Here is a 24,243-nt window from a genome sequence, read left to right on the forward strand (position 1 = left end):
TAACGACCAAATATATATATTTGTAACCTTATTTTTTACAAAACCAAAACGCCCTTATGTCAATAATTTGGAAAAAATGCCTTGAAACCTTGAAAGATACTGTGCCAATAGGGCAATTTAGTGTTTGGATTCAACCATTAAAAGCAACAGTAAAAGACAACACCCTAACCATAATGGCACCCAATACTTCCACAGTAGATTACCTTAAAAAAAACCTAAAACAAAAAATTAAAGCTGCGGTCGCACAACATGACAAAACGCTTAAAATTGAAATTGGCATCGAAACCCAACAAACTAAAAAAAATACAAAACACACAACACCCTTATTTCCAGAATATACTTTTGATAATTTAGTTATGGGTAGTGCCAATCAAATTGCCTATGGCGCCATTCAACAAATTGCTGAAAACCTAAAAAAATCTCCTTATAATCCTTGTATTATTTATGGTGGCTCTGGATTGGGCAAAACACACTTAATGCAAGCAGCAGGGCATCTCGTTAAAGAGCAAAAACCAAAAACCAAAATTATTTATGCGCCAGTAATGGATTTTGTTAAAAATATTACCACCAGTTTGCGTCACAACACCATTGAAAGTGTTAAGTCTTATTACCAGTCTGCTGATTTGTTACTGGTAGACGATATCCATATGATTGCAGGTAAAGAGAAATCCCAAGAAGAATTTTTTCATATTTTTAACTTTTTATTTACCACTAAAAAACAAATTATCTTCACTTGTGATCAGCCACCATCCAATATTAAAGATTTAGAAACCCGACTTAAAACAAGATTTGCACAGGGGTTAAATTTATCTTTAGGCCCGCCTGAATTAGAGATGCGTGCTGCTATTTTATTAAAGAAAGCAGAAAATAAAACCATTAATATCAATCTAAATGAAGATATGGCACTCTATATTGCCAGTAATATTACGGACAATGTGCGTAATTTAGAGGGTGCCCTATTAAAGCTCAAAGCTTTTATTGATTTTTCAAGGTTGGGCGACCTTATTATCACCAAAGAAGTGATTGATACAGCGCTTGGGGAATTAATTAAGCCTAAGGCTAAAAATATGGATATTAACGACATCCAAAAAGAAAGCGCCAAACATTATGGCGTCATTGTATCAGACCTAAGTTCATCAAGTCGAAAACAAAATATTGTTTTAGCGCGCCAAATGGCAATGTTTATTACACACGAAATGACCAGTTTATCTCTGTCAAAAATTGGAAAATTTTTTGGAGGTAGGGATCATTCCACAGTTTTACATGCTATTAAAAAAATCAAACAAAAGGTCGAAAATGAGCCTAAGACAAAGGATGAATACGAATTATTAATACTAAAATTAGCCAGCTTATAAACAATATCCCCAACATGTTTTACAATTTACTATGTATAACTTTAATAACTTAACAAATAATTAAATTTTGTAAACATTCACCATTGTTTTTACATAAAATAAGATATTATTATCAACAATTTAATTTATTGTTTTATAAAGAAAATATTCAGTTATCAACAAAAAATTAACTACCTAATAACAACAATAAACTTTTAATTAAAGGAAATTTTATGAACACACAACTTACTGTTAACGAATTATTAGAACCATTAGAAACTGTGATTGGTGTTGTTGAAAACAAACAAACGCTACCTATTCTTTCACATGTGCTTATTCAATTAGAAAATGAAAAACTTACTTTAACCACAACAGATATGGAAATTGAATTACGCGCATCAAAAAAAATTCAAGCTCAAGAAAATATCAGTTTTACAATTTATGCAAAAGACTTAATTAATATTATTCGTAAACTTCAAGAAAACACTATTATTGAATTTGTTATTGAAGAATCTAAAATTTATATTAAGGTCAATAATAATTCATTCGAACTTAATACATTCAATACACAAGATTTTCCATCGTTACCAGAAATTAAAGACAGTGAAGCTATTCACATTAAACATTTTATTTTAAGAGAATTAATTGAAAAAACTGCATTTTCAATGGGTAATCAAGATATTCGTGCTTATTTAAACGGTTTATATTTTGAAGTTGATAAAAATAATATTATCGTAGTTGCAACTGATGGTCATCGTTTGGCAATCGGTGAAATTAAACAAAACAACAATTTAACAAATAAAAAAACTGTTATTTTACCGAGGAAATCAATATTAGAATTAACCAGAATTTTAAAAAAAGATGAAAATGTAGAGGTGGTTATTCATCTTTCGAATCATTATTTTTACTTAACTGTTAACAATACAACTATTATTAGTCGTCTGATTGATGGTAACTTCCCTAATTATTTACAAGTAATTCCAACAGATTATGAAAATACAATAACAATTAATCGCCAAAACTTTTTAGATAGTTTGCAGCAAGCTTCTATTTTTGTTGAAGAGCGTACTAAAGGTGTTAAGTTAGCTTTTAAAGATAATCAAATCAGTATATTCTCACATTCAGAGCGTGGACAAGCCAAAACAAAAATTGACATCAGTAACTTTGATAAAGAAATAGAAATTACTTTCAATATTCATTATTTAATTTCTATTTTAGAAAAACTAACCACAGATGATATAAATATGGTTATCCCAAACAGTGAAAATCAATCTTGTTTATTAAGTAGTATCGGTGACAACACTTATCAATATATTGTAATGCCAATGCGCGTTTAATTGAAAAAATAATTCAGTCTCTAATGGCTAATATTAATCAACTATTCATTCATCAATTTCGTAATTTTACTTCTCAATCTATCACTCCCTGTAAAGGTATTAATCTATTTATTAGTAATAATGCACAGGGGAAAACTAATTTAATTGAAGCTATTTATTATCTTGGACATAACCGTTCTTTCAAAACTAAAAATTTAAAAGAAATTATTAATTTTAACTGTGATATTTTTCAGTTAAGTGCAAAGGTTGATGAAGATAAAATAAAATTAGAAAAATCAAAAAAGAAAACCAGTGTTAGTATTAATCAAAAAAAAGCAATTAACGCTTCACAACTTAGTCAATTATTACCCATTCAAATCATCACACCCGATAAAGGTTTTATTGTTAATGGTACACCAAAAAACAAGCGTTCTTATCTAGATTGGGGAGTGTTCCACGTGAAACCAGAAACCGTTAAAACCTTTAAAAGTTACAATAAGATACTAAAAAACATCAACACCCTACTTAGTAAAAACAAAACCAATGAATTAGATTTTTGGTTTTTAGAATTAGCAAAATCAGCCGTTATTATTAATAAAAACCGATTAGATTATTTACAACAACTTAAAGAAACTTTATTTTCAGACCAGATTAAAATTTTAAATAAATTAATTAAATCAGAACAACAACTTAATTATAAATTTTCATCTGGTTGGCCAAAAGAAGTTAATGAAACTAATGAGCAAAGTATTTATCAATATTTACAAAAAAATACAGATTTTTTGCTGCGTGTTAAACATTTAAATTACGGTTCACATAAAGCCAATATTAATTTTACTTTTGGAGATAGAAGTGAATGTTTTTTTTCAAGAGGAGAACAAAAAACTTTATCCATTATTTTTTGGTTAACACAGGTAGTGTTATTGATTAATATGGGCATAAAACCAATTGTTTTAATTGATGATTTATCTTCTGAATTGGACGATACTAAAGTTAATATTATCCTTCAACATTTAAAAATACTAAAAGTACAAACTTTTATGACTGATATTAGTCATAATTTATCTACTATAGAGCTTATCAAACCTACTATTTTTCAGATTAACCAAGGTGAGATAATACGACAATAATAAAGCGATAAAAATCTCTATCGTGGTATAATTAATCTAATTATTTTTTAAGTGTATTTAGTTATGTCTGAAGAACAATCACAAAGTTATGAAGCATCAAGTATTAAAGTTTTAAAAGGTCTTGATGCCGTTAGAAAACGCCCAGGAATGTACATTGGTGATACCGATGACGGCACAGGTTTACATCATATGGTGTTTGAAGTTGTCGATAACGCAATTGACGAAGCTTTAGCAGGACATTGTTCAAAAATTAGTATTACCATTCATGAAGATCAATCAATCTCAGTAACGGATGATGGTCGGGGTATCCCAACTGATATTCATCCTGGAGAAGGTATCAGTGCAGCGGAAGTTATTATGACCATCTTGCATGCAGGTGGTAAGTTCGATGATAATTCTTATAAAGTTTCTGGTGGTTTGCATGGTGTTGGTGTTTCGGTAGTGAATGCACTTTCTGAAACGGTACATTTAACGGTATACCGTAATGGCGAAATTCATGAGCAAAACTACAGTTTAGGTGTGCCAAATGAACCAATGAAAGTAACGGGGAAAACCGATAAAACAGGAACAACTATTCATTTTAAACCAAGCCCAGAGATTTTTACTATTACTGAATTCAAATATGACATTTTGGCAAACCGTGTTCGCGAATTATCTTTCTTGAATTCAGGTGTTCATATTGAAATCCAAGAATTGGCAACCGATCGTAAAGATATGTTTGAATATGAGGGTGGCATCAAAGCCTTTGTTGAACATTTAAACAAAGCAAAAACACCTATTCACAATGATATTATTTCAATCTCAGCAGAACGAGAAGGAATCGTTGTTGATGTGGCTTTGCAATGGAGTGATTCATACCAAGAGGGGATTTATTGTTTCACTAATAACATTCCACAGCGAGACGGTGGCGCTCATTTAGCCGGTTTCAGAGGTGCATTGACAAGAACACTAAATGGCTATATTGATAATTCAGGTTTAGCAAAAAAAGAAAAAGCAACCATTACTGGTGAAGATACGCGAGAAGGCTTGACCGCAATTGTTTCTGTTAAAGTACCTGACCCTAAATTTTCATCACAAACCAAAGATAAATTGGTATCAAGTGAAGTGCGTGCTCCTGTTGAATCTGCATTAAACGAAAAGTTAGGTGAATACCTGTTAGAAAATCCAAATGAAGCAAAAATCATTGTTGGCAAGATTTTAGACGCTTCGAGAGCGCGTAATGCAGCGCGAAAAGCAAGAGAGATGACCCGTCGTAAGGGGGCACTTGATATCGCCGGTCTACCGGGAAAATTGAGTGATTGTCAAACAAAAGACCCTGCTGAAAGCGAAATTTTCCTTGTGGAGGGTGATTCTGCGGGTGGTTCTGCCAAGCAAGGTCGTGATCGCCGCACACAGGCAATTTTACCACTCAAGGGTAAAATTTTAAATGTTGAGAAAGCGCGCTTTGAAAAAATGTTGGGTTCTGCTGAAGTCGGCACTTTAATTACTGCATTAGGTTGCGGTATCGGCAAAGAAGAATACGACATCGAGAAATTACGCTATCATAAAATTGTAATTATGACAGATGCCGATGTTGACGGTGCACATATTCGTACATTACTATTAACTTTCTTCTATCGTTATTTACCCGAATTGATTGAAAAAGGATATTTGTATATTGCCCAACCACCTTTATATAAAATCAAAAAAGGTAAGCAAGAACAATATCTAAAAGACGACGCAGAATTAAATGCGTATTTATTGCAAGAAGCCATCAATGGCGCCAATGTATTTACCAATAAGCAAGCACCAGCAATTTCAGGTCTTGCCTTAGAATCAGCATTCAATCAATATTACCAAATTAATATAATTATTGAAAAATTGTCTAAGAAAATTAACCCAATTTTATTGCGTGCAATCTCTAAAACAACCCCATTAAAAAACTTGCAAGATAAAACAAAAGTCAATAATTGGATTGTAGAATTAAAGAAAATCTTAGCCTATGATGTAACCCCCGCACAAGAGCATAAAGTTGTTTTCAATGAAAAAACCAGTGAAATTGAGCATACATTATCTGTCTATGGTGTTGATACTGATGTAGATAAATTAGGTGCAGGTTTTTTTAGTTCAGCAGATTATGAAGCAATTAAAAAATTCTCAGAAGAAGTTGAAAGCATGATTACTGATGAGTCTTTTGTTGAGAAAAAAGAAAAAAGCATTGCCGTGAAAAGCTTCGCACAAGTGGTTAAATTTTTAACAGATGACGCTAAAAAAGGTCAGAGTTTCCAACGCTACAAAGGTTTAGGTGAAATGAATCCAGAACAATTGTGGGAAACAACCATGAACCAAGAAAATAGAATTTTATTAAAAGTGAAGATTGAAGATGCGATTGTCGCAGATGAAGTTTTTTCTACTTTGATGGGTGACGAAGTGGAGCCACGCAGAAACTTTATCGAAGAGAATGCATTGTCTGTTGATAATTTAGATTTTTAAGTTGATTTAAACAAGGAGAAATATATGTCAAAGAAACATCCTGTTGTAGTTGTAACCGGTTCATCGGGTGCAGGAACTACTTTTGTAAAGCGTGCATTTGAGCACATTTTTAAAAAAGAAAACATCAATCCATTGATTGTTGAAGGTGATAGTTTTCATAAATATGACCGTGCTGCTATGAAAGTTGCTGTGCAAAAAGAAGAAGAAAAAGGTAATAACTTTTTTTCACATTTTGGACCGGGTGCAAATGAGTTTGATAAAATCGAACAAACCTTTAAAGACTATGCTACGACTGGCGAGTGCGACCGTCGTTATTACATCCACTCCGATGAAGAGGCAACTGAACATAACACAAGATTAGGCTTAAATCTTAATCCGGGCCAATTTACCCCATGGGAGAAAGTTGGCGCAGGTACCGACTTATTGTTTTATGAGGGTTTACACGGTGCAGTAGTTGCAGATGGTGTTGATATGGCACAATATGGCGACCTAAAAGTTGGTGTAGTACCAAGTGTTAATCTTGAATGGATTCAAAAAATCCACCGCGATAATGCCGAACGAGGTTATTCAGCAGAAGAAACGGTTGATACAATCTTACGCAGAATGCCAGACTATATTAATTACATCACCCCACAATTCTCACAAACGGACATCAACTTCCAGCGTATTGCAACTGTAGATACTTCAAATCCTTTTATTACACGCGATATTCCAACACCAGATGAGTCGCTTGTTGTTATTCGTTTTAAGGACTTGACAAAAACACCAGTAGATTTCACCCGCGTTAAAGCGATGATTGAAGGTTCATTTATGTCAAGACGCAACACAATTGTAGTGCCAGGCAATAAGATGGGGTTAGCAATGGAGGTTATTTTGTATCCAATTATTCACAAGGTGATTGAAAGTAAGTAACCTAGGTTAAATTAAAAAACCCTGTCTATATGATGGGGTTTTTTATTTCCACAATCAAAAAAAACATTATGAATACAAAAAAACCACCTAAAAAACCCAGTTTTTCTCATTTTTTTCTTTACTGGCTAAAACTCGGTTTCATAAGTTTCGGTGGCCCTGCAGGTCAAATATCAATGATGCACCAAGAGTTGGTAGAAAAACGCCGCTGGATTTCTGAACATCGTTTTCTTCATGCACTCAACTACACCATGATACTACCTGGTCCAGAGGCTCAGCAACTTGCCACCTATATCGGTTGGTTGATGTTTGGTGTCAGCGGTGGTTTGGTTGCAGGCATACTTTTTATCTTGCCGTCTTTATTTATTCTTAGTGCGCTCACTTGGGTTTACTTAACCTACGGTGATGTGAGTGCAATATCGGGTATTCTTTACGGTATAAAACCTGCTGTTACCGCCATTGTCCTATTTGCCGCTTATCGCATTGGTAGTAAAGCCTTATCAAATATTATTCTCAAGGTTCTCGCAGTCTTGGCATTTATTGCCATTTATCAATTTGGTGTGTCTTTTCCTTATATCGTTTTGGCCACTGTCACTATTGGCTATTTGGGTGCAAAATTATCCCCAAACACCTTTAAAGGCACCGCCCATCAAGGCGATAAAGACAGTTCTGCCCCTGCATTAATTGACGACGACACGCCAATTCCTGATCACGCTAAATTTAAATGGTCTCGTTTAATGGTTTTTGCTGTTATCGGCATCAGTATGGGCTTATTAGTCATGGGCTTGTTAGACAACAAAGTCCTGCACACAATGGGTGAATTCTTTACCAAAGCTGCCCTGGTTACTTTTGGTGGTGCCTACGCCGTCCTGCCTTACATTTACCAAGGCGGCGTTGACCAATACCAATGGCTCAGCGCCCATCAAATGATGGATGGTCTCGCTCTTGGTGAAACCACCCCAGGTCCTTTAATTATGGTTGTGGCATTCGTTGGTTTCGTCGGTGCCACAGCTAAAGAAATATTCGGCCCCGATCAAATGTTATTAGCCGGTTTCGTCGGTGCATCCGTTGCCACCTTCTTCACCTTTCTCCCCTCATTTCTATTTATATTCCTAGGCGGCCCTGGTATCGAAGCCACCCGTGGTAACTTAAAATTCAGCGCTCCACTCTCCGCCGTTACTGCCGCCGTAGTCGGTGTCATCGTCAACTTAGCGGTATTTTTCGCCCTAGCCACCCTCTACCACAACCAACAAATCGACTGGATATCCCTCGCTATTACCATTGCTGCATTTATTGCATTATTCCGATTTAAAATCAGCATTATGGGCGTCATCGCTGTTAGTAGTTTGATTGGCTTAGGTTTGACAATATTTGACTTATGGATTCATTAACTCAATTTGTACTCGGCGCCAGTGTTGGCCTAGCGATTAGCCCAGTTAAAACTAGAAAGGTTGCGCTAATTTCAGGGGTTTGGCAACTGGTAAAATATTAATAAAATCACTCATCGAACAAAAATTGAATTTTACTAATCATCCTTATTTATACAAAGGTCTCAAATTAATAAGAATTAATGTCTTATTAATATCTCTATCCCTTTCTTTTGCGTCTTTTGCTGAAAAACCTGATTTATTCTTGCTCAAAACCTATAACGATAAACTCAGTGTTGTCGGCTGGGTAATGAGTGAAAAATTAGACGGCATTAGAGGATTCTGGGATGGGGAAAAGTTAATCAGCCGAGGTGGTGGCGTCTTTAACCCACCAGAATCTTGGACGGTTAATTTTCCAAATTTTGCCATTGATGGTGAACTTTGGACAAAACGGGCGGATTTTGAAGGGGTGTCATCAATTGTTAGGCGCAAAAATCCTGACAGCCGCTGGCAGAAAGTCAGTTTTAATATTTTTGAAGTGCCAAATCAGCAGGGTGGAATCTTGCAACGCTTAAAAGTTTTGCAAGATTATTTGCAACAACACCCAAGTAAAACCCTAAAAATTATCAAGCAAATTCCAGTTAAATCTACGCAACATCTAAATGTTTTCCTAGATAAAATCATCAAGAAAAAAGGTGAAGGCATCGTCGTTCGTGATCCAAAAACCCACTACCAAACTGGTCGCTTGTCCAGTGCTTTAAAGGTCAAAAAATACCAAGACGACGAATGTGTCGTCCTTGAAATATTACCTGGAAAAGGAAAATACACAAACAAAATGGGTGTACTTAAATGCCAAACCAAAGCGGGAAAAATATTTAAAGTTGGGTCAGGTTTCACCGATGCACAACGCCAAAATCCACCTAAAATCGGCAGTGAAATAACTTTCAAATACTATGGATTTACCAAGAATAAAAAATACAAACACCCCGTATTTTTGAAAATCAAACCAAAGTTGAGCAACTAGAGAATTCAAGGGGTTAGAGAAATCAATTACTCTGGCTCCTTGATTTATTTTCACCTATAATGATTAGCGTGATTTACAAGTGTAGTATTGTGTGGTATGTGTATAATTATGAGCCTAATAAACAGTTAGGCGCTCAATTTAATTGTTAAAACTATCAAAGTTAAGAATCCAAATTATGAAACTTTTGTTTACTTATTTTATTACTATTGTAATGTTATATGGCTGTGCAAGCACTGCGCCTATTAAAATTGGGGCTAATACTTATTATTCATCTAAAACAAATTATGCCGGTATATTTGGTGATGTTGGCGCAACTACTGGCAGCCTAATAATTGAAGGTAATCAATTTTGTGAGTCACTCGGGAAAGAATTGCAATTAGTTACTCAAAGCGACAAGGATAATGTGCCTGGCGTTCGCTTTGGCGGCTCTACAATTACATTTAAATGTGTAAATAATGCAAGTGACCCTGTGATGCGATCAGATAAAGGTGTTTCTACTATCGAAATAAAATGAAACATGTAGAAAAAAAAGACGCCTTTATCAAATTATTTTAATAATTGGTAATAATTGGGGTCAGTGTGTGATTAAATTAAATTTTAATAAAAACAATAACTTATGACTATAAAAACACCTAACAAATCATTCCACCTGACCGCTTACGCGTCAGGTGAATTCAAGCGTTATAAGTCACAACCAAACAGAATAATTAGGGTCAGAGTATAATTTATTTTTAGATATTTATTTAACAACAATATTAACCAACTTATTCGGTACTACAATAACTTTAACAATGTTTTTGTCTTTGGTGAATTTGGCGACATTTTCATTGGCCAAAGCCTGTGCTTCAATGTCTGTTTTGTCCATACCAGCATCCAGCATTAATTTGGCACGCAGTTTGCCGTTGATTTGGACAATGATTTGCACCTCATCTTGAACTAAAGCAGCTTCATCAATACTTGGCCATGGCTCGTTGATAATTGCGGTTGTATTGCCCAATTCTTGCCACAGGTGGTGGCAGATGTGAGGGGCAATTGGGCTAAGGGTTTTAAGTAGGATGGTGAGGGACTCTTGGCGGACTGCCATTGAGGTTGCATCGGTGCTTGTGAATTTGGTTAGGCTGTTGCTAAGCTCCATTAAGGCGGCAATAACGGTGTTAAACAAGTGTCTTCTATCCATATCATCAGTGATTTTTCTGAGGGTTTGGTGGGTTTTAAGGCGAATTTCTTTTTGTTCTTTGTTGAAATCATCCAAAGTGCCGACTGGGTTGTGCTCTTTATCATTTAAGAATCTTTCAACCAGTCGATAAACCTTGTTGACAAAGCGGTGAGCGCCCTCTAAGCCAGAGTCACTCCATTCCAAATCTTGGGTGGGTGGTGCGGCAAATAGAATGAATAGACGCACGGTATCAGCGCCGTATTTTTGAATCATTTCTTGCGGGTCAACGGTATTGCCTTTTGACTTGCTCATTTTAGCACCGTCTTTTAAGACCATTCCTTGTGTGAGCAGGTTTTTAAAAGGTTCATCGCTTTTGATTAAACCTTCGTCACGCAATAATTTGTTAAAAAATCGTGCATATAGTAAGTGCAAAATAGCGTGTTCAATGCCACCAATGTATTGATCCACGCCGCCGTTGGCTAGCCAATAGTCGGAGCGTTCATCAAGCATTGAGCCGGCGTTGTCTTTGCAAGTATAGCGGGTGAAATACCATGAGGACTCAAAGAAAGTATCAAAAGTATCGGTTTCTCGTTCTGCCGCTTCGCCACATTTTGGGCAAGTGGTTTGATAAAATTCTGGCATTTTTTTGATGGGTGAGCCTATGCCATCAAAGGTAACATCGGTCGGCAGGGTTACGGGTAAATCCGCCTCTGTTACAGCAACCGACCCACAACTTGGACAATTAATGATTGGGATTGGGCAGCCCCAATAGCGTTGGCGTGAAACGCCCCAATCACGCAGGCGGTAATTAGTTTTTTTGCTACCCAGGTTTTTGTTTTCAAGGGTTTTGGCAATGGCATCGAAGGCCTGATTGAAGTCTAAGCCATCGAATTGTCCAGAGTTAAATAAAATGCCTTTTTCGGTAATAGCACCTTCATCAATGTTTTTATCTTTACTAATGACTTGTTTGATATTGATGTTGTATTTCTTGGCAAACTCATAATCGCGCTCGTCATGGGCAGGCACACTCATTACTGCCCCTGTGCCATAGCCCATTAAGACGAAATTGGCAATCCAAATCGCGACCTCTTCGCCCGTAATTGGGTGGGTGCATTTGAGCCCTGAGTCGATGCCTTTTTTGTCCATGGTTTCCATTGCCGCTTCGGTGGTTTCCATGCGTTTGCATTCGTCGATGAAGGTTTGCACAGCGACATTCATCTTGCCTGCCTCTATGGCGAGCGGATGTTCGGCAGCAATGGCTAAATAAGTCACGCCCATTAAGGTATCTGGGCGAGTGGTGTAAACGCTGAGGGCTTCGCTATTGCCTCGTTTGAAGTCAATTTCTAAGCCAACAGATTTACCAATCCAGTTTTTTTGCATGGTTTTGACCGCGTCTGGCCAGCCATCGAGTTTGTCCAAACCGTCTAATAATTCATCTGCATAATCGGTAATACGCATAAACCATTGTGAGATTTCTTTTTTCTCAATCAATGCATCCGAACGCCAGCCACGCCCGTCAATGACCTGTTCATTGGCAAGTACGGTTTGATCTACAGGGTCCCAATTAACAACCGCATTTTTCTTATAGACCAAACCTTTTTCAAATAATTTAACGAATAGCCATTGTTCCCAGCGGTAATATTCTGGGTGGCAAGTCGCTAATTCGCGCGACCAATCATAACCAAAACCTAATTCAGAGAGTTGTTTTCTCATATAATCAATATTCTCAAAAGTCCATTTAGCAGGCGGCACTTTGTTTTTTAGGGCGGCATTTTCAGCTGGCAATCCGAATGCGTCCCAACCGATAGGCTGCAGGACATTTTTGCCTTGCATTTTTTGGTAACGAGAGATGACATCGCCGATAGAATAATTACGCACATGCCCCATATGTAGGCGACCTGAGGGGTATGGGAACATACTTAGGCAGTAGAATTTTTCCTTAGAATCGTCTTCAACAACTTCAAAAGATTTGTTTTTATGCCAAAATTTTTGTGCCTCAGCTTCGATTTGTTGTGCGTTATATTCTGTATTCATAGCGGGTTTATTTTGAGCCGATATCGCATTGCGAAGTGGCGGAGTTAATTTCTAATGTGCCGACAAGCTCATTGATACTGCTGAGGTTGTTGTCAATTAAGTATTGGCTAATGCCATGGTTAATTTTTGGACAAACTAAGGGGTCATAAAATAACGCGGTGCCGATACCAACAGTCGCCGCACCTGCAATGATGAATTCAATCGCATCATTTGCCGTCACAATCCCCCCTTGTCCGATGATTGGCACATTGTGATGTTTGCTTACCTGATAGACCTGATGGACTTTTAACAGGGCAACAGGCTTAATTGCAGGACCCGATAAGCCACCTTGATTGTTGCCAATGATGGGCTTGCGAGTAGCGGTGTCGATACCCATTCCCATCAGTGTATTAATGACTGCCAAACCATCAGTGCCTGCATCAATACAGCGTTGTGCACTGTTGCCGATGTCGGTTTGGTTTGGCGATAATTTGGTAATGAGGGGTTTTGTGGTGTTTTTTCGACAAAGCTCAACGACACGATAAGACATATCGGGGTCATTGCCAAACGCCACACCACCTTCTTTGACATTTGGGCAGGAGATGTTGATTTCGATAGCATCAATATCGGTGTCATCAAAGCGTTTAGCGATTTCACCGTATTCTTCTACCGATGAACCCGAGATATTGATAATAAAACGCGTTTCGGTTTTGTCCAAATTCGGCATAATGTCGTTAATCACTACGCCTGCACCAGGGTTTTGTAGGCCAATGGCGTTAATCATGCCTTCTGGGGTCTCGCAAATTCGGTGTGGAATGTTACCAAGGCGAGGCTCTAAAGTCGTACCTTTAAGGCAAACCGCACCGACATCGGCATTAGAAAAACCTTGAATACGGGTGTATTCTTCGCCAAAACCAACACAGCCCGACAATAGGACAATGGGAGAGTTAAGTTTGAGTCCGCAAAACTCAGTTTTTAGATTTTTATGCATAGGCGTTATTATACAATTACCATAAGACAGTTTGATTTAAAATGAGACTTATGGGTAAACAAACAAATAGTAGAGATATTGAAATTATTAATCAATTACTTGTGCAATATCTTTTTCGTAACTGCTTTTTTCCTTTCGAAGGACAATGAAAGGATTGTTTATCAGTGGCAGTGGTACCGATGTGGGAAAAACATTTGTTGCCCGACATATTATTCAGATATTGAATGAAAAATACACGGTCATTGCCAGAAAACCAATTGAAAGCGACTGTATTAAAACCGACGCGGGGCTAATACCGAAAGATGCCAAAGTGTTAAATGACGCCTGTACAAATCCAGAGTCAATTGATATCGTTTGTCCTTTTAGATTTGAGGCACGCGTAAGTGGTGAAAAAGCCAGCGCTGAACAAGGCGCTATTGTGTGTTTGCAGGATTTGGTACAAGCGGTACAACCAACGAACGACAGTGATTTTGTGGTGATTGAGGGGGCTGGCGGGTTTTATTCTCCTATTGCACAGCAGGCGCTGAACAGTGATTTTGCATCCGCACTTGGGCTGTCCGTAGTGATTGTAGTGAAGGACGAATTGGGGGCAATTAATCAAGCATTGTTGAGTATAAATGCCGTCAAAAAGCATAAGTTAGATGTTGTGATGTTGGTGTTAAATCAGATAATACCGAATGATTTGGCTAATGCAGAAGCGTTAAGTGCGTATACAGATGTTAAGATAGTGGCTTTTAAAAAAGACCAAATAAAGGACTTTAATGCCAAAGTTTTGGCGTTAATCTAATACCCTAATCCAAAGATAGAAAGTGTGAATATGGCGTTAAGCCTTGCTATCACAGTGCTTTGTAAAAAATCTTAGTGCCACCCAGTGGTTCCACGGCGATTTTTTGAAAGTGCTGTGGTGGTAAGGGTTGGCGTCAGATTTGCGTTTTCTATTTTTGGATTAGGGTAATACCGTAAAGATTGGTTTTTTCTCTTCTTCTGTCGTTGGTATGTTGTCATTATCAAAGAACATTCCTTCACCATTCTCAGCTGCATAAATTGTTAATACCGCCTCACAAGGAACAAAAACTTCTTGAGGTTTCCCATCAAATCTTGCTTTAAATGAAATAGATTCATTGCTAATTACTAAATTACTACTTGCTTGAGTAGCAATATTCAGTACGATTTTCCCTTGTTGGATAAACATCTCAGGCACACTAACACCTGAGCAGGAACAGTCGACTAATATGTGCGGTGTAAGCCCAGAGTCTTCCATCCACTGATGGTAGGCTCTCATGAGATAAGGCGCTACAGAAGAAGCCACAACGGTATTTAGTTAAATTCTTTTTCGCAGTCAGTCAGACTTTCTTTGAAACTGTCTCTTGCAAACAAACGATTTGCATAGTCAGTTACCGCTTTACCTGGTGCACCTAAATTGATATCCAATTTTTTCAAGCGCCATAATAAAACAGCCAAACACGCATCAACAATGGTCATATTATCGCTTTTGAAAAAAGGCTTGTATTCAAACAAAGGTACCAATTCAATCAGATTGCTTTTAAGTGTTTTTCTGGCTGCTATCGCTTCTTTTTCTTCGCCAGTTTCAATGATTGCAACTTGTTCAAACCAACTATCAACTGACCTTGTGAATCTGAAGATTAACAAGCGCTTCTCTGATTTTTCAATCGGATCAACGGGCAATAAGGGTGGGAACGGAAAGCGTTCGTCTAGATATTCCATAATCACAGAAAGGTCGTATAAAACGATACCACGGTCAAATAAAGTTGGTATTGCTTGACCGGGGCTGCGCTCTAAAATTTCTTCAGGCATTTTTTCGGCATCTAAACTGACCACTTTTCGCTCAATATTTTTTTCTGCCATAATAAAGCGTACTGCATGTGATTGCATGTCATCGTCAGATGAATAAAGGATGGTTGAAGATGGATTTGGTTTGTTTGTCATGGTATTTTGTCCTTGGAGAATAAAAAACAGCGAGCTCATTAATGAGCTCGCTGTTTCATTGTATCAGAAAATAAGATTAATTAGTCTTTAGCACGCCATTTGCCGTACTTCACATCCTTCCAGTATTCTTTTTTCAGTAAATAAGAAAGGATAAATAAGATGAATAAAAAGCCCAGCACCTTGTAACCTAGGTCAACGCGCACTAGCTTAGCAGGTTCGCCAACATAGTCTAAAAAGTTAGTAATATCTCTTACATCGTTATTGAAGGCTTCTTCTGTCTTGATTTTCTTGAGCTTCCATAAAACATCAGGCATAGAAGCGTTCACTAAGACATGGTTATTGACGCCAAACGGACGAGATTTATCTTCATAAAAGCCACGCAAGTAGGTATAAATCCAATCCGTGCCTTTAGAGCGAGCCACTAAGGATAAGTCTGGTGGCGTAGTGCCAAACCAAGTTTCCGCACCTTTTTTCGACATTGATGAGACTATTTGTTCGCCAATTTTTTGGTCGCCGAACATTAGATTTTTCTCAACATATTCATCGCTAAGATTTAAGTCTTTACCGATACGATTGTAACGCATAAACGAAATCGAGTGACAACCTGAACAGTAGTTCATAAATAAATTGGCACCATTTTGTAGCGATTTTTGGTCGTTAATGTCAGTATTTGCATGGTCTAAGTGAACATTGCCAGAGGCCAATGCACCAAATGAAATTGTTAAGCCTGCTAAAACAGACGCCATCGTTGTTAGTAATTTTTTCATCTTATTTCCCCGTTACTCTTTCAGGCACTTGTTTGGTTTTTCCAATCGAAGTGAACCACGGCATTAAAATAAAGAAGCCAAAGTAAAGCACAGTGAAAACTCGTGCTAACAAGGCGTTCGTTGGTGTTACTGGTTGCATACCAAGGTAGCCTAAGTAAACAAAGCTAATCACAAAGATGCCTAACGCATATTTATATGGTGCTGAGCGGTATCTGATTGATTTAACTTTAGAGCGGTCTAACCACGGTAATGCCAATAGAATTAATAGCGCTGCAAACATACCCACAACCCCTGGGAATTGCGAACCAAACATCGGTGGAATTGCTCTTAATACTGAGTAGAAAGGTGTTAAATACCAAAGTGGGGCAATGTGGTCAGGTGTTTTTAACGGGTTAGCTTCAATGAAGTTGGCATGCTCTAAGAAGTAGCCATTCATTGCAGGTGCAAAGAATACCACTGCTGAGAAAAGCATCAAAAATACTACTACACCAACAATATCTTTAACGCTATAGTACGGGTGAAACGGAATACCGTCTTTCGGAATACCGTCTTTATCTTTGTTCTTTTTAATTTCAACGCCATCTGGGTTGTTTGATCCTACAGTATGCAAGGCAACAATATGTAAGAATACTAATATAACTAAGATAAGCGGCAAGGCAATCACATGTAATGAGAAGAAGCGGTTAAGCGCTGGGTCACCCACTGCGTAGTCGCCTAAAATCCAAATCAACAAATCATGACCAATATAAGGCACTGAGCCAAACAATGAGATGATAACCTGTGCACCCCAGTAAGACATTTGACCCCACGGTAACACATAGCCCATGAATGCTTCTGCCATTAGGGCAATGTAAAGTATCATGCCTAAAATCCAAATCAACTCTCGTGGTGATTTGTATGAGCCGTATAACAAACCACGATACATATGCAAGTAAATGACAATAAAGAATGCTGATGCACCCGTTGAGTGCAGGTAACGAATTAACCAGCCCCAATTAACATCGCGCATAATGTACTCAACCGAAGCAAAAGCACTTGCTGAATCGGGTTTGAAATGCATGGTTAAAAATATACCGGTTACGATTTGCATCACCAATACCAGCATTGCTAATGAGCCGAAAAAATACCAAAAGTTAAAATTTCTTGGTGTGTAATATTCTGCCAAATGTTCATTCCAAACTTTAGTAAGTGGGAATCTTTGGTCTATCCAGTTTTTATTATTATCCATAATGCTAAGTGAGTTTGTTAGATTTAAAAATAGGGGTTACTTCATGTGCCTCTGGGCTAACGCCTATTTGAATAAGTGTGTCCGACACAAAGTGATAAGGTGGAATTATCAAATTGGTTGGTGCAGGAACACCTGCGTAAACGCGACCCGCTAAGTCAAATTTTGAGCCATGACATGGACAATAAAACCCCCCTTTCCAGGCGTCGCCTCCGAGGTCAGCCGCTCCTAATTCTGGGCGGTAAGTTGGCGAACAACCTAAGTGTGTACAAACGCCGACAATAACTGCAATATCAGGGTTAATTGAGCGATAAGTATTTTTAGCATACACGGGTTGTTGAGAGGTTTCGTTACTATCAGGGTCGGTTAAAACATCGGTCAGTGTGCTTAAGTTTGCAAGGGTGGTTTTATCGCGTTTAAAAATCCAAACGGGTTTTTTGCGCCATAACACACGCACTAACTGCCCGTTTTCAAGTTTGCTAATATCAATATCAACGGGTGCACCTGCTGCTTTTGCTCTAGCAGAAGGATTCCAAGTTGATAGAAAAGGTATTGCCACGAAACCAACGCCTACTGCCCCTACCACACTTGTGGCCTGGGTTAAAAAGCGTCTTTTCTTAAGGTCTATTGTTTGTTCTGACATAAGATTATTATTCCTTGTTACTTTAATATTGTTAAATAAAAACCCGATAATTATAATGTATATTAGTTGTAAATAATATAAAAATTTTTAATTTTCTTTTAGGTCAACCTTGACGACAATCTTATTAATCTCTGTAAGCGACTCTATTTGTTGAAGTATATCCAGCAAAACAGCAGGTTGTTTTTGCGCACGAAAAGCCAACGCCTGATTATTGGTCACAAAGGTGGCTGTGTTGCCATTAATGGCGCATAAGGATAAAGATTTAAAAGTGTCAGGTAAATAATTTGCCAATTGTGCGTTTAATTCATTTAATGCCCTGGCCTGTGTAAATAGTTGTCCTAACGCCCCTTTTGGCGTAAAGTTGGCTAAGTTCGTGATTTTTTTAGACATAAAACCCTTAAAATTGACAAATAACTGTATAAAACGGTATATATCATAACATCTGTGAGTAAAATAGAGGCATTTTTTAAATCTTATATATTAGTAAACTAGGTAAGCAATCTTAATGAGTATTATAAATAAATTAGCCGCTAGAATTGTCGGCTCTCGCAACGACCGATTGGTCAAGAAACTTGCTAAGACAGTTGAGAGCATCACTGCATTTGAGCCTGCATTACAAGCGTTAGACGATAAGGCGCTTAATGCTAAGACCAATGAATTTAAGCAAAAACTTGAAAACCAAGCGACCTTAGATTCTTTATTGCCAGAGGCTTTTGCCGTGGTGCGTGAGGTCAGCATTAGGGTTTTAGGGCTTAGGCATCATGATGTGCAAATGATTGGTGGCATGGTGCTGCACGAAGGTAATATTGCAGAGATGGGAACGGGCGAAGGAAAAACTTTAGTGGCAACACTACCCACTTATCTAAATGCATTGAGCGGCAAAGGGGTTCATGTGGTAACGGTGAATGATTATTTGGCAGTTCGTGATGCCCAGTGGATGGGAAAAGTGTTTGAATTTTTAGGTTTGAGTGTTGGTATTGTTACTTCAAATATGCCACCAGAAAATAAGAAAGAGGCCTACGATTGTGATATCGTTTATGCGACGAATAATGAGCTAGGATTTGATTATTTAAGAGACAATATGGCATTCACGGCTGAGCAAAAGACACAGCGAGCGTTGAATTTTGCCGTTATTGATGAGGTAGATTCTATCTTAATTGACGAAGCCAGAACGCCGCTCATTATTTCCGGTCCAGCGGATGACTATGCCGAGGTTTATCATGCGATTAATCAAATGATTCCAAATTTTACCAAGCAAGTTGAAAGTGGCGAAGGCAAAGAAGTGGTTGTTGAAACAAAAGGCGATTATACGGTTGATGAAAAAAACAAGCAAGTATTTTTAACCGACGATGGACATAATAAAGCAGAAGATTTATTGATTAGTGCGGGTGTTTTGACCGAGGGTGCAAGCCTATATGATGCCAGTAATATTCTGCTGATGCAGCATATTAACTCAGCCCTTCGTGCACATGTTTTGTTTCATAAGGACGATCAATATATTGTTGATAATGATGAAGTAGTGATTGTTGATGAGTTTACCGGCAGAACTATGCCTGGACGGCGTTGGTCTGAAGGTCTGCATCAGGCGATTGAAGCCAAAGAAGGGGTAAGTGTTAAGAAAGAAAATCAAACACTGGCATCCATTACTTTTCAAAACTATTTCAGACTTTATAACAAACTCTCGGGTATGACAGGTACAGCAGATACTGAAGCGGTTGAATTTCAAGCGATTTATAATTTAGAAACCGTGGTGATTCCACCAAATAAGCCTTCTGCACGAAACGATATGTCCGACCAAATTTATCTAACTTTGGCGGAAAAACTAGAAGCAATTGCCAAAAATGTAGAGGCTTGCCAAGAAACAGGACAACCTGTCTTGGTTGGCACCAGCAGTATTGAAAATTCCGAGGCAATTTCAGCATTATTAACAAATAGAAAAATCAAGCACGAAGTTTTGAACGCCAAGCAACATCAACGCGAAGCACAAATTATTGCCAACGCAGGTAGCACTGGCGCGGTAACCATTGCCACCAATATGGCAGGACGAGGCACAGATATTGTGCTCGGCGGCAAGTTAGGTGAAACGGCAACAGACAAGCAAAAACAAGAGTGGCAGGGGCTTCATGATACGGTTATTGCAGCAGGTGGACTGCATATTATCGGCACAGAGCGCAATGAATCTCGTCGGGTGGACAATCAGTTGCGTGGCCGTTCTGGTCGTCAAGGCGATGTTGGCTCAACGCGCTTTTATTTGTCGTTAGAAGACAATTTAATGCGTATTTTTGCCAGTGAAAAAATGGCATCAATGATGCAACGATTGGGCATGGAAAAAGGTGAGGCGATTGAGCATAAAATGGTTAATCGTGCGATTGAAAACGCACAAAAGAAAGTTGAAGGAATGAACTACGATGCCCGTAAAAATCTTTTAGAGTATGACGATGTATCGAATGACCAACGAAAAATTGTTTATGGGTTGCGTGATGAGTTAATGCGTGCAGATGATGTACAAGACAGGTTTATTGCCATGCGTTCAACCGTTGTTAAAAATTTATTTGCTAATTATGTTTCTGCCGCACAGTCTGAGGAAGATTGGGATGTTGAAGGCTTGCATCATGCGCTAGAGTCTGATTACGCTGCAAATTTTCCGTTGCAAGAATGGTTAGATGAAGGTGTTGATGTTGATGAGTTAGAGGCGAGAATTGAGCAAGGGTTGGCATACATTTGCGATCGTAAAGAAGAAATTACGGGTAGCGAACAAATGCGTGGCTTTGAAAAAGCCGTGATGTTGCAAACCTTGGATCATTTTTGGAAAGAGCATTTGGCAGCAATGGATTACCTACGACAAAGCGTCAATTTGCGTGGCTATGCACAGAAAAATCCAACGCAGGAATACAAAAAAGAATCTTTTGAGATGTTTGAGGTGTTACTTGGTACGATTGATATTGAGATTGTTAAAGCACTTTCAAGCGTTAATATTAGTACAGAAACCAATGCTGACGATGTAGAACAACAAGACAATACGGAGATACACGCAGAACACGAAGAAGTGGCAACAGCACAAGCGCCAAACCCAACAACCAATGAAAATCAAACCTATCAGCGTAACGGTGAAAAAATAGGTCGCAATAACCCATGTCCTTGTGGCTCGGGTAAAAAATACAAAAACTGCCATGGCTAGCCACTATATTGGACTTATGTCAGGCACCAGTTTAGATGGTGTTGACGGGGTTATTATTGATGATTTAGGCAGAAAAATACTGACACAAGCACACTCGCCTTATCCCGATAGCTTAAAACAAAGCTTACTGACATTGACACAAGGCTCGCAAACTTCTTTGGAAAATCTGGCGAATATCGATACCAAAGTGGCAAAATGCTTTGCTGATTTATCCAATACATTGCTACAACAATCGGGGCTTAACGCCAAAGACATCAAAGCCATTGGTTCACACGGACAGACCATTTTCCATCAAGGCGGTGTATATTCTATGCAAATCGGACATGGTGCCTTGATTGCCGAGCAAACAGGCGTTACCACAGTTGCTGATTTTCGTATGCAAGATGTTGCTGCGGGTGGACAGGGTGCTCCCCTTACGCCGTTTTATCATCAGCACTTATTAAACGGCAAAGATGGTGTGGTGCTTAATTTAGGTGGCATTGCCAATATAACGATTGTTAAAAATAACGAAGTTATTGGCTTTGACACTGGGCCTGCAAACACCCTGCTAGATAACTGGATTAAAAAACACAAAAATTTAGATTATGACCATGATGGACTTTGGGCACGCACAGGCAGCGTTGACCAGACTTTATTAGATGCAATGCTTGCCGATGATTATTTTCAGCAAACACACCCAAAAAGCACAGGTCCAGAGTATTTTAATTTAAAGTGGCTAGCGCAACATTTAAGTGGCAATGAATTGCCCGAAGATGTGCAAAGAACACTGATAGAGCTAACAGTCATGAGTATTTCTGCCAGTATTCCAGCAGGTGAAAAAGTGTATTTATGTGGCGGTGGTGTGCATAACTTGTTGTTATCCGAGCGCTTGGATAGTCAAAATCCTGATAGCAAAGTGATGCTAACCAATAATTTAGGCGTGCATGCAGATTATGTTGAGGCGGCGGCTTTTGCTTTTTTTGCCAAGCAAACACTGGATGGTAAACCATCAAACTTACCATCGGTTACTGGCGCTAAGGGTAAGCATATTTTAGGTGCAATTTATCAGATAAATAAGAACATGCCATGATAGATGTTTTAAAAAGATTGTTAACAGAAAGTATAGAAACAGAAGTGTTGGAATTTAAAACAGCCAGACAAAGTTTTGATAAGCATACATTAGGAAAGTATTTTTCTGCGCTGAGCAATGAAGCCAGTCTTAGCAATAAATCTTACGCATGGTTGATTTTTGGTGTTAATGATGACCATGATATTGTTGGTACACAAATCACCGAACAAACATTAAATAAATATAAATTAGAAATAAAAAGCAACACTTCGCCAATGCTTAATTTCACAAATATTCACCGAGTTGATGTTGAGGGCAAACAAGTGTTGATGTTTCAAATTCCATCTGCATTAAAGGGTGTGCCAACCGCTTGGAAGGGGCATTATTATGGCAGAGATGGGGAAAGTTTAGGTGCGCTTAATATGGAAGAATTAGAGCGAATTAAACGACAAAATATTGCTTTTGACTGGAGTGCAAAAACTGTCGATAATGCCGAAATTAAAGACCTTTCTACAGAGGCAATTGCTCTAGCAAGAGAACAGTTTTTGATAAAAAACCCTAACTTAGTAACGGAGATAAACTCGTGGGACGACACTAAGTTTTTAAACAAAGCCAAAATTACTATTAATGGAAAAATAACCACTACAGCGATATTGTTGCTTGGAAAGCCAGAGTCCGAGCATTTTATTAACCCCGCTGTAGCAAAAATCAGTTGGATATTAAAAGACAGGGACAATCTTGAAAAAGATTATGAACACTTTGGCTGTCCATTGTTGGCGAATATTGACAATGTGTATGCAAAAATTAGAAATCTAAAATATCGTTATTTACCAGAAGAGACTTTATTTCCTGAAGAAACCAATCAATTTGACCCTTATATTATTCGTGAAGCATTAAATAATTGTATTGTCCATCAAGATTACACGCTTGGCGGGAAAATTAATGTAGTGGAAAGGGAAGACGGTGTTTTGACTTTTGTTAATTCAGGTGGCTTTATTCCCGAAAGTATAGAAAAAGTTCTTGAGGTGGATGCACCTGAGACCTGTTATCGCAATCCATTTTTGGCAAGCGCTATGGTTAATTTAGGCATGATTGACACCATTGGTAGCGGTATTAAAAAAATGTTTATTTTACAAAAAGATAAATTCTTCCCCTTGCCAATATATAACTTAGGCGACGATCAAGTCAAAGTAGAAATTATTGGTAAAGTGCTGGATATGAATTATGCACGCAGACTTGCGCAATCAAAAAATGATTTAACTTTGCAAGAGATTGTCTTATTGGATAAGGTCGCCAAGCGCTTACCCTTGTTGGGCACTGAAATTAAGGCGTTGAGGCGCAAGGGGTTGATTGAGGGGCGCAAGCCTAACTTTCATATTTCATCCTCTATTGCAGCATCAACAGGGGGAAAGTCCACTTATATTAAACTCAAGGGTATTGATAACGATTACTGTCAAAAAATGATACTTGATTTCTTGAAAAAATTTGAAAGTGGCAGACGACAAGATTTTGAAGAGATGCTTTTAGATAAGTTACCTGATGCATTAAACAAACAACAAAAAAGAAACAAAGTTCGAAACAACCTACAGAGTTTAAAAAAGCAAAAATTGATAGAACCACATGGCAAGTTATGGAAAATGTCTAAACCTAAAAATTAGACATCTTTTAGACATTTTTTAGACATTTTTTAGACATTTTTTAGACATTTTTTTTCTAATACTCG

20 protein-coding genes are annotated in these 24,243 nt (G+C 38.0%); 12 read left to right on the forward strand and 8 right to left on the reverse strand.

Annotated elements, in window-relative coordinates:
- Window positions 1-56: 56 nt before the first annotated feature.
- The 8 genes from dnaA (at window position 57) to BSEPE_RS00040 (ending at window position 10,066) form a co-directional block, all read left to right on the forward strand.
- A complete protein-coding gene (gene dnaA, locus BSEPE_RS00005) occupies window positions 57-1,355 on the forward strand; it encodes a chromosomal replication initiator protein DnaA (protein WP_066042222.1) in 1,299 nt (432 codons plus the stop codon).
- Window positions 1,356-1,567: 212 nt separating this feature from the next.
- The gene (dnaN, locus tag BSEPE_RS00010; RefSeq protein ID WP_066042225.1) at window positions 1,568-2,671 is read left to right on the forward strand and encodes a DNA polymerase III subunit beta; all 1,104 of its coding nucleotides are present in this window, start codon (window positions 1,568-1,570) and stop codon (window positions 2,669-2,671) included.
- Window positions 2,672-2,694: 23 nt separating this feature from the next.
- Window positions 2,695-3,780 (forward strand): DNA replication/repair protein RecF, encoded by a 1,086-nt coding sequence (gene recF / locus BSEPE_RS00015; RefSeq protein WP_066042227.1) that lies wholly within the window; start codon window positions 2,695-2,697, stop codon window positions 3,778-3,780.
- A 63-nt stretch (window positions 3,781-3,843) separates the two neighbouring features.
- Window positions 3,844-6,252 (forward strand): DNA topoisomerase (ATP-hydrolyzing) subunit B, encoded by a 2,409-nt coding sequence (gene gyrB, locus BSEPE_RS00020; protein ID WP_066042229.1) that lies wholly within the window; start codon window positions 3,844-3,846, stop codon window positions 6,250-6,252.
- A 24-nt stretch (window positions 6,253-6,276) separates the two neighbouring features.
- Window positions 6,277-7,164: a phosphoribulokinase gene (locus tag BSEPE_RS00025; RefSeq protein WP_066042234.1), complete on the forward strand. Its 888-nt coding sequence runs from the start codon at window positions 6,277-6,279 to the stop codon at window positions 7,162-7,164.
- A 68-nt stretch (window positions 7,165-7,232) separates the two neighbouring features.
- Window positions 7,233-8,552 carry a chromate efflux transporter gene (gene chrA / locus BSEPE_RS00030; RefSeq protein WP_066045939.1) on the forward strand — a complete coding sequence of 440 codons (1,320 nt, stop codon included), beginning with the start codon at window positions 7,233-7,235 and terminating at the stop codon, window positions 8,550-8,552.
- A gap of 124 nt (window positions 8,553-8,676) precedes the next feature.
- Window positions 8,677-9,552, forward strand: coding sequence for a DNA ligase (locus BSEPE_RS00035; protein WP_231893499.1), 876 nt, complete (start codon window positions 8,677-8,679; stop codon window positions 9,550-9,552).
- Window positions 9,553-9,727: 175 nt separating this feature from the next.
- Window positions 9,728-10,066 carry a hypothetical protein gene (locus BSEPE_RS00040; RefSeq protein ID WP_066042236.1) on the forward strand — a complete coding sequence of 113 codons (339 nt, stop codon included), beginning with the start codon at window positions 9,728-9,730 and terminating at the stop codon, window positions 10,064-10,066.
- Between the two features lie 225 nt (window positions 10,067-10,291).
- Here BSEPE_RS00040 and leuS read toward each other — a convergent pair whose 3' ends face one another.
- Both leuS and BSEPE_RS00050 read right to left on the reverse strand, forming a co-directional pair.
- Window positions 10,292-12,742 (reverse strand): leucine--tRNA ligase, encoded by a 2,451-nt coding sequence (leuS, locus tag BSEPE_RS00045; RefSeq protein WP_066042239.1) that lies wholly within the window; start codon window positions 12,740-12,742, stop codon window positions 10,292-10,294.
- Window positions 12,743-12,749: 7 nt separating this feature from the next.
- Window positions 12,750-13,712, reverse strand: coding sequence for a dihydroorotate dehydrogenase (locus BSEPE_RS00050; protein ID WP_066042242.1), 963 nt, complete (start codon window positions 13,710-13,712; stop codon window positions 12,750-12,752).
- A 145-nt stretch (window positions 13,713-13,857) separates the two neighbouring features.
- On the opposite strand from BSEPE_RS00050, the gene bioD reads away from it, so the two are divergent.
- The gene (gene bioD / locus BSEPE_RS00055; protein ID WP_066042245.1) at window positions 13,858-14,499 is read left to right on the forward strand and encodes a dethiobiotin synthase; all 642 of its coding nucleotides are present in this window, start codon (window positions 13,858-13,860) and stop codon (window positions 14,497-14,499) included.
- Window positions 14,500-14,658: 159 nt separating this feature from the next.
- Here the strand turns inward: bioD and BSEPE_RS00060 are convergent, their stop codons facing one another.
- The 6 genes from BSEPE_RS00060 to BSEPE_RS00085 all read right to left on the reverse strand — a co-directional run bounded on the left by BSEPE_RS00060 (window position 14,659) and on the right by BSEPE_RS00085 (window position 18,684).
- Window positions 14,659-15,021, reverse strand: coding sequence for a ClpXP protease specificity-enhancing factor (locus BSEPE_RS00060; protein WP_157059347.1), 363 nt, complete (start codon window positions 15,019-15,021; stop codon window positions 14,659-14,661).
- An 8-nt stretch (window positions 15,022-15,029) separates the two neighbouring features.
- Window positions 15,030-15,659, reverse strand: a complete 630-nt coding sequence (locus BSEPE_RS00065; RefSeq protein ID WP_066042251.1) for a glutathione S-transferase N-terminal domain-containing protein — start codon at window positions 15,657-15,659, stop codon at window positions 15,030-15,032.
- An 80-nt stretch (window positions 15,660-15,739) separates the two neighbouring features.
- The gene (locus BSEPE_RS00070; protein ID WP_070104543.1) at window positions 15,740-16,426 is read right to left on the reverse strand and encodes a cytochrome c1; all 687 of its coding nucleotides are present in this window, start codon (window positions 16,424-16,426) and stop codon (window positions 15,740-15,742) included.
- Between the two features lies 1 nt (window position 16,427).
- A complete protein-coding gene (locus tag BSEPE_RS00075; protein WP_066042254.1) occupies window positions 16,428-17,654 on the reverse strand; it encodes a cytochrome b in 1,227 nt (408 codons plus the stop codon).
- Window positions 17,655-17,658: 4 nt separating this feature from the next.
- A complete protein-coding gene (gene petA / locus BSEPE_RS00080; protein ID WP_066042257.1) occupies window positions 17,659-18,294 on the reverse strand; it encodes a ubiquinol-cytochrome c reductase iron-sulfur subunit in 636 nt (211 codons plus the stop codon).
- An 87-nt stretch (window positions 18,295-18,381) separates the two neighbouring features.
- The gene (locus BSEPE_RS00085) at window positions 18,382-18,684 is read right to left on the reverse strand and encodes a hypothetical protein (protein WP_066042260.1); all 303 of its coding nucleotides are present in this window, start codon (window positions 18,682-18,684) and stop codon (window positions 18,382-18,384) included.
- A gap of 115 nt (window positions 18,685-18,799) precedes the next feature.
- On the opposite strand from BSEPE_RS00085, the gene secA reads away from it, so the two are divergent.
- The 3 genes from secA to BSEPE_RS00100 are packed head-to-tail and all read left to right on the forward strand — an operon-like array spanning window position 18,800 to window position 24,178.
- Complete coding sequence (gene secA / locus BSEPE_RS00090; protein ID WP_066042263.1) at window positions 18,800-21,472, forward strand: preprotein translocase subunit SecA; 2,673 nt, start codon at window positions 18,800-18,802, stop codon at window positions 21,470-21,472.
- Window positions 21,465-22,541: an anhydro-N-acetylmuramic acid kinase gene (locus BSEPE_RS00095; protein WP_066042265.1), complete on the forward strand. Its 1,077-nt coding sequence runs from the start codon at window positions 21,465-21,467 to the stop codon at window positions 22,539-22,541. The genes secA and BSEPE_RS00095 overlap by 8 nt, the downstream gene beginning before the upstream one ends.
- Window positions 22,538-24,178 carry an RNA-binding domain-containing protein gene (locus tag BSEPE_RS00100; protein ID WP_066042268.1) on the forward strand — a complete coding sequence of 547 codons (1,641 nt, stop codon included), beginning with the start codon at window positions 22,538-22,540 and terminating at the stop codon, window positions 24,176-24,178. The genes BSEPE_RS00095 and BSEPE_RS00100 overlap by 4 nt, the downstream gene beginning before the upstream one ends.
- Window positions 24,179-24,243: the final 65 nt, after the last annotated feature.

Origin of the sequence: endosymbiont of Bathymodiolus septemdierum str. Myojin knoll, from assembly GCF_001547755.1 — a bacterium.
Classification (GTDB): domain Bacteria; phylum Pseudomonadota; class Gammaproteobacteria; order PS1; family Pseudothioglobaceae; genus Thiodubiliella.

Excerpts from the sequence above, each read along its gene's own strand:
- dnaA (WP_066042222.1), top strand. The coding sequence starts at position 57 with ATGTCAATAATTTGGAAAAAATGCCTTGAAACCTTGAAAGATACTGTG.
- BSEPE_RS00095 (WP_066042265.1), top strand. The coding sequence starts at position 21,465 with ATGGCTAGCCACTATATTGGACTTATGTCAGGCACCAGTTTAGATGGT.
- chrA (WP_066045939.1), top strand. The coding sequence starts at position 7,233 with ATGAATACAAAAAAACCACCTAAAAAACCCAGTTTTTCTCATTTTTTT.
- secA (WP_066042263.1), top strand. The coding sequence starts at position 18,800 with ATGAGTATTATAAATAAATTAGCCGCTAGAATTGTCGGCTCTCGCAAC.
- BSEPE_RS00085 (WP_066042260.1), bottom strand. The coding sequence starts at position 18,684 with ATGTCTAAAAAAATCACGAACTTAGCCAACTTTACGCCAAAAGGGGCG.
- gyrB (WP_066042229.1), top strand. The coding sequence starts at position 3,844 with ATGTCTGAAGAACAATCACAAAGTTATGAAGCATCAAGTATTAAAGTT.
- BSEPE_RS00025 (WP_066042234.1), top strand. The coding sequence starts at position 6,277 with ATGTCAAAGAAACATCCTGTTGTAGTTGTAACCGGTTCATCGGGTGCA.
- leuS (WP_066042239.1), bottom strand. The coding sequence starts at position 12,742 with ATGAATACAGAATATAACGCACAACAAATCGAAGCTGAGGCACAAAAA.
- BSEPE_RS00070 (WP_070104543.1), bottom strand. The coding sequence starts at position 16,426 with ATGAAAAAATTACTAACAACGATGGCGTCTGTTTTAGCAGGCTTAACA.
- BSEPE_RS00050 (WP_066042242.1), bottom strand. The coding sequence starts at position 13,712 with ATGCATAAAAATCTAAAAACTGAGTTTTGCGGACTCAAACTTAACTCT.
- BSEPE_RS00075 (WP_066042254.1), bottom strand. The coding sequence starts at position 17,654 with ATGGATAATAATAAAAACTGGATAGACCAAAGATTCCCACTTACTAAA.
- recF (WP_066042227.1), top strand. The coding sequence starts at position 2,695 with ATGGCTAATATTAATCAACTATTCATTCATCAATTTCGTAATTTTACT.
- bioD (WP_066042245.1), top strand. The coding sequence starts at position 13,858 with ATGAAAGGATTGTTTATCAGTGGCAGTGGTACCGATGTGGGAAAAACA.
- BSEPE_RS00100 (WP_066042268.1), top strand. The coding sequence starts at position 22,538 with ATGATAGATGTTTTAAAAAGATTGTTAACAGAAAGTATAGAAACAGAA.
- petA (WP_066042257.1), bottom strand. The coding sequence starts at position 18,294 with ATGTCAGAACAAACAATAGACCTTAAGAAAAGACGCTTTTTAACCCAG.
- BSEPE_RS00065 (WP_066042251.1), bottom strand. The coding sequence starts at position 15,659 with ATGACAAACAAACCAAATCCATCTTCAACCATCCTTTATTCATCTGAC.
- BSEPE_RS00040 (WP_066042236.1), top strand. The coding sequence starts at position 9,728 with ATGAAACTTTTGTTTACTTATTTTATTACTATTGTAATGTTATATGGC.
- dnaN (WP_066042225.1), top strand. The coding sequence starts at position 1,568 with ATGAACACACAACTTACTGTTAACGAATTATTAGAACCATTAGAAACT.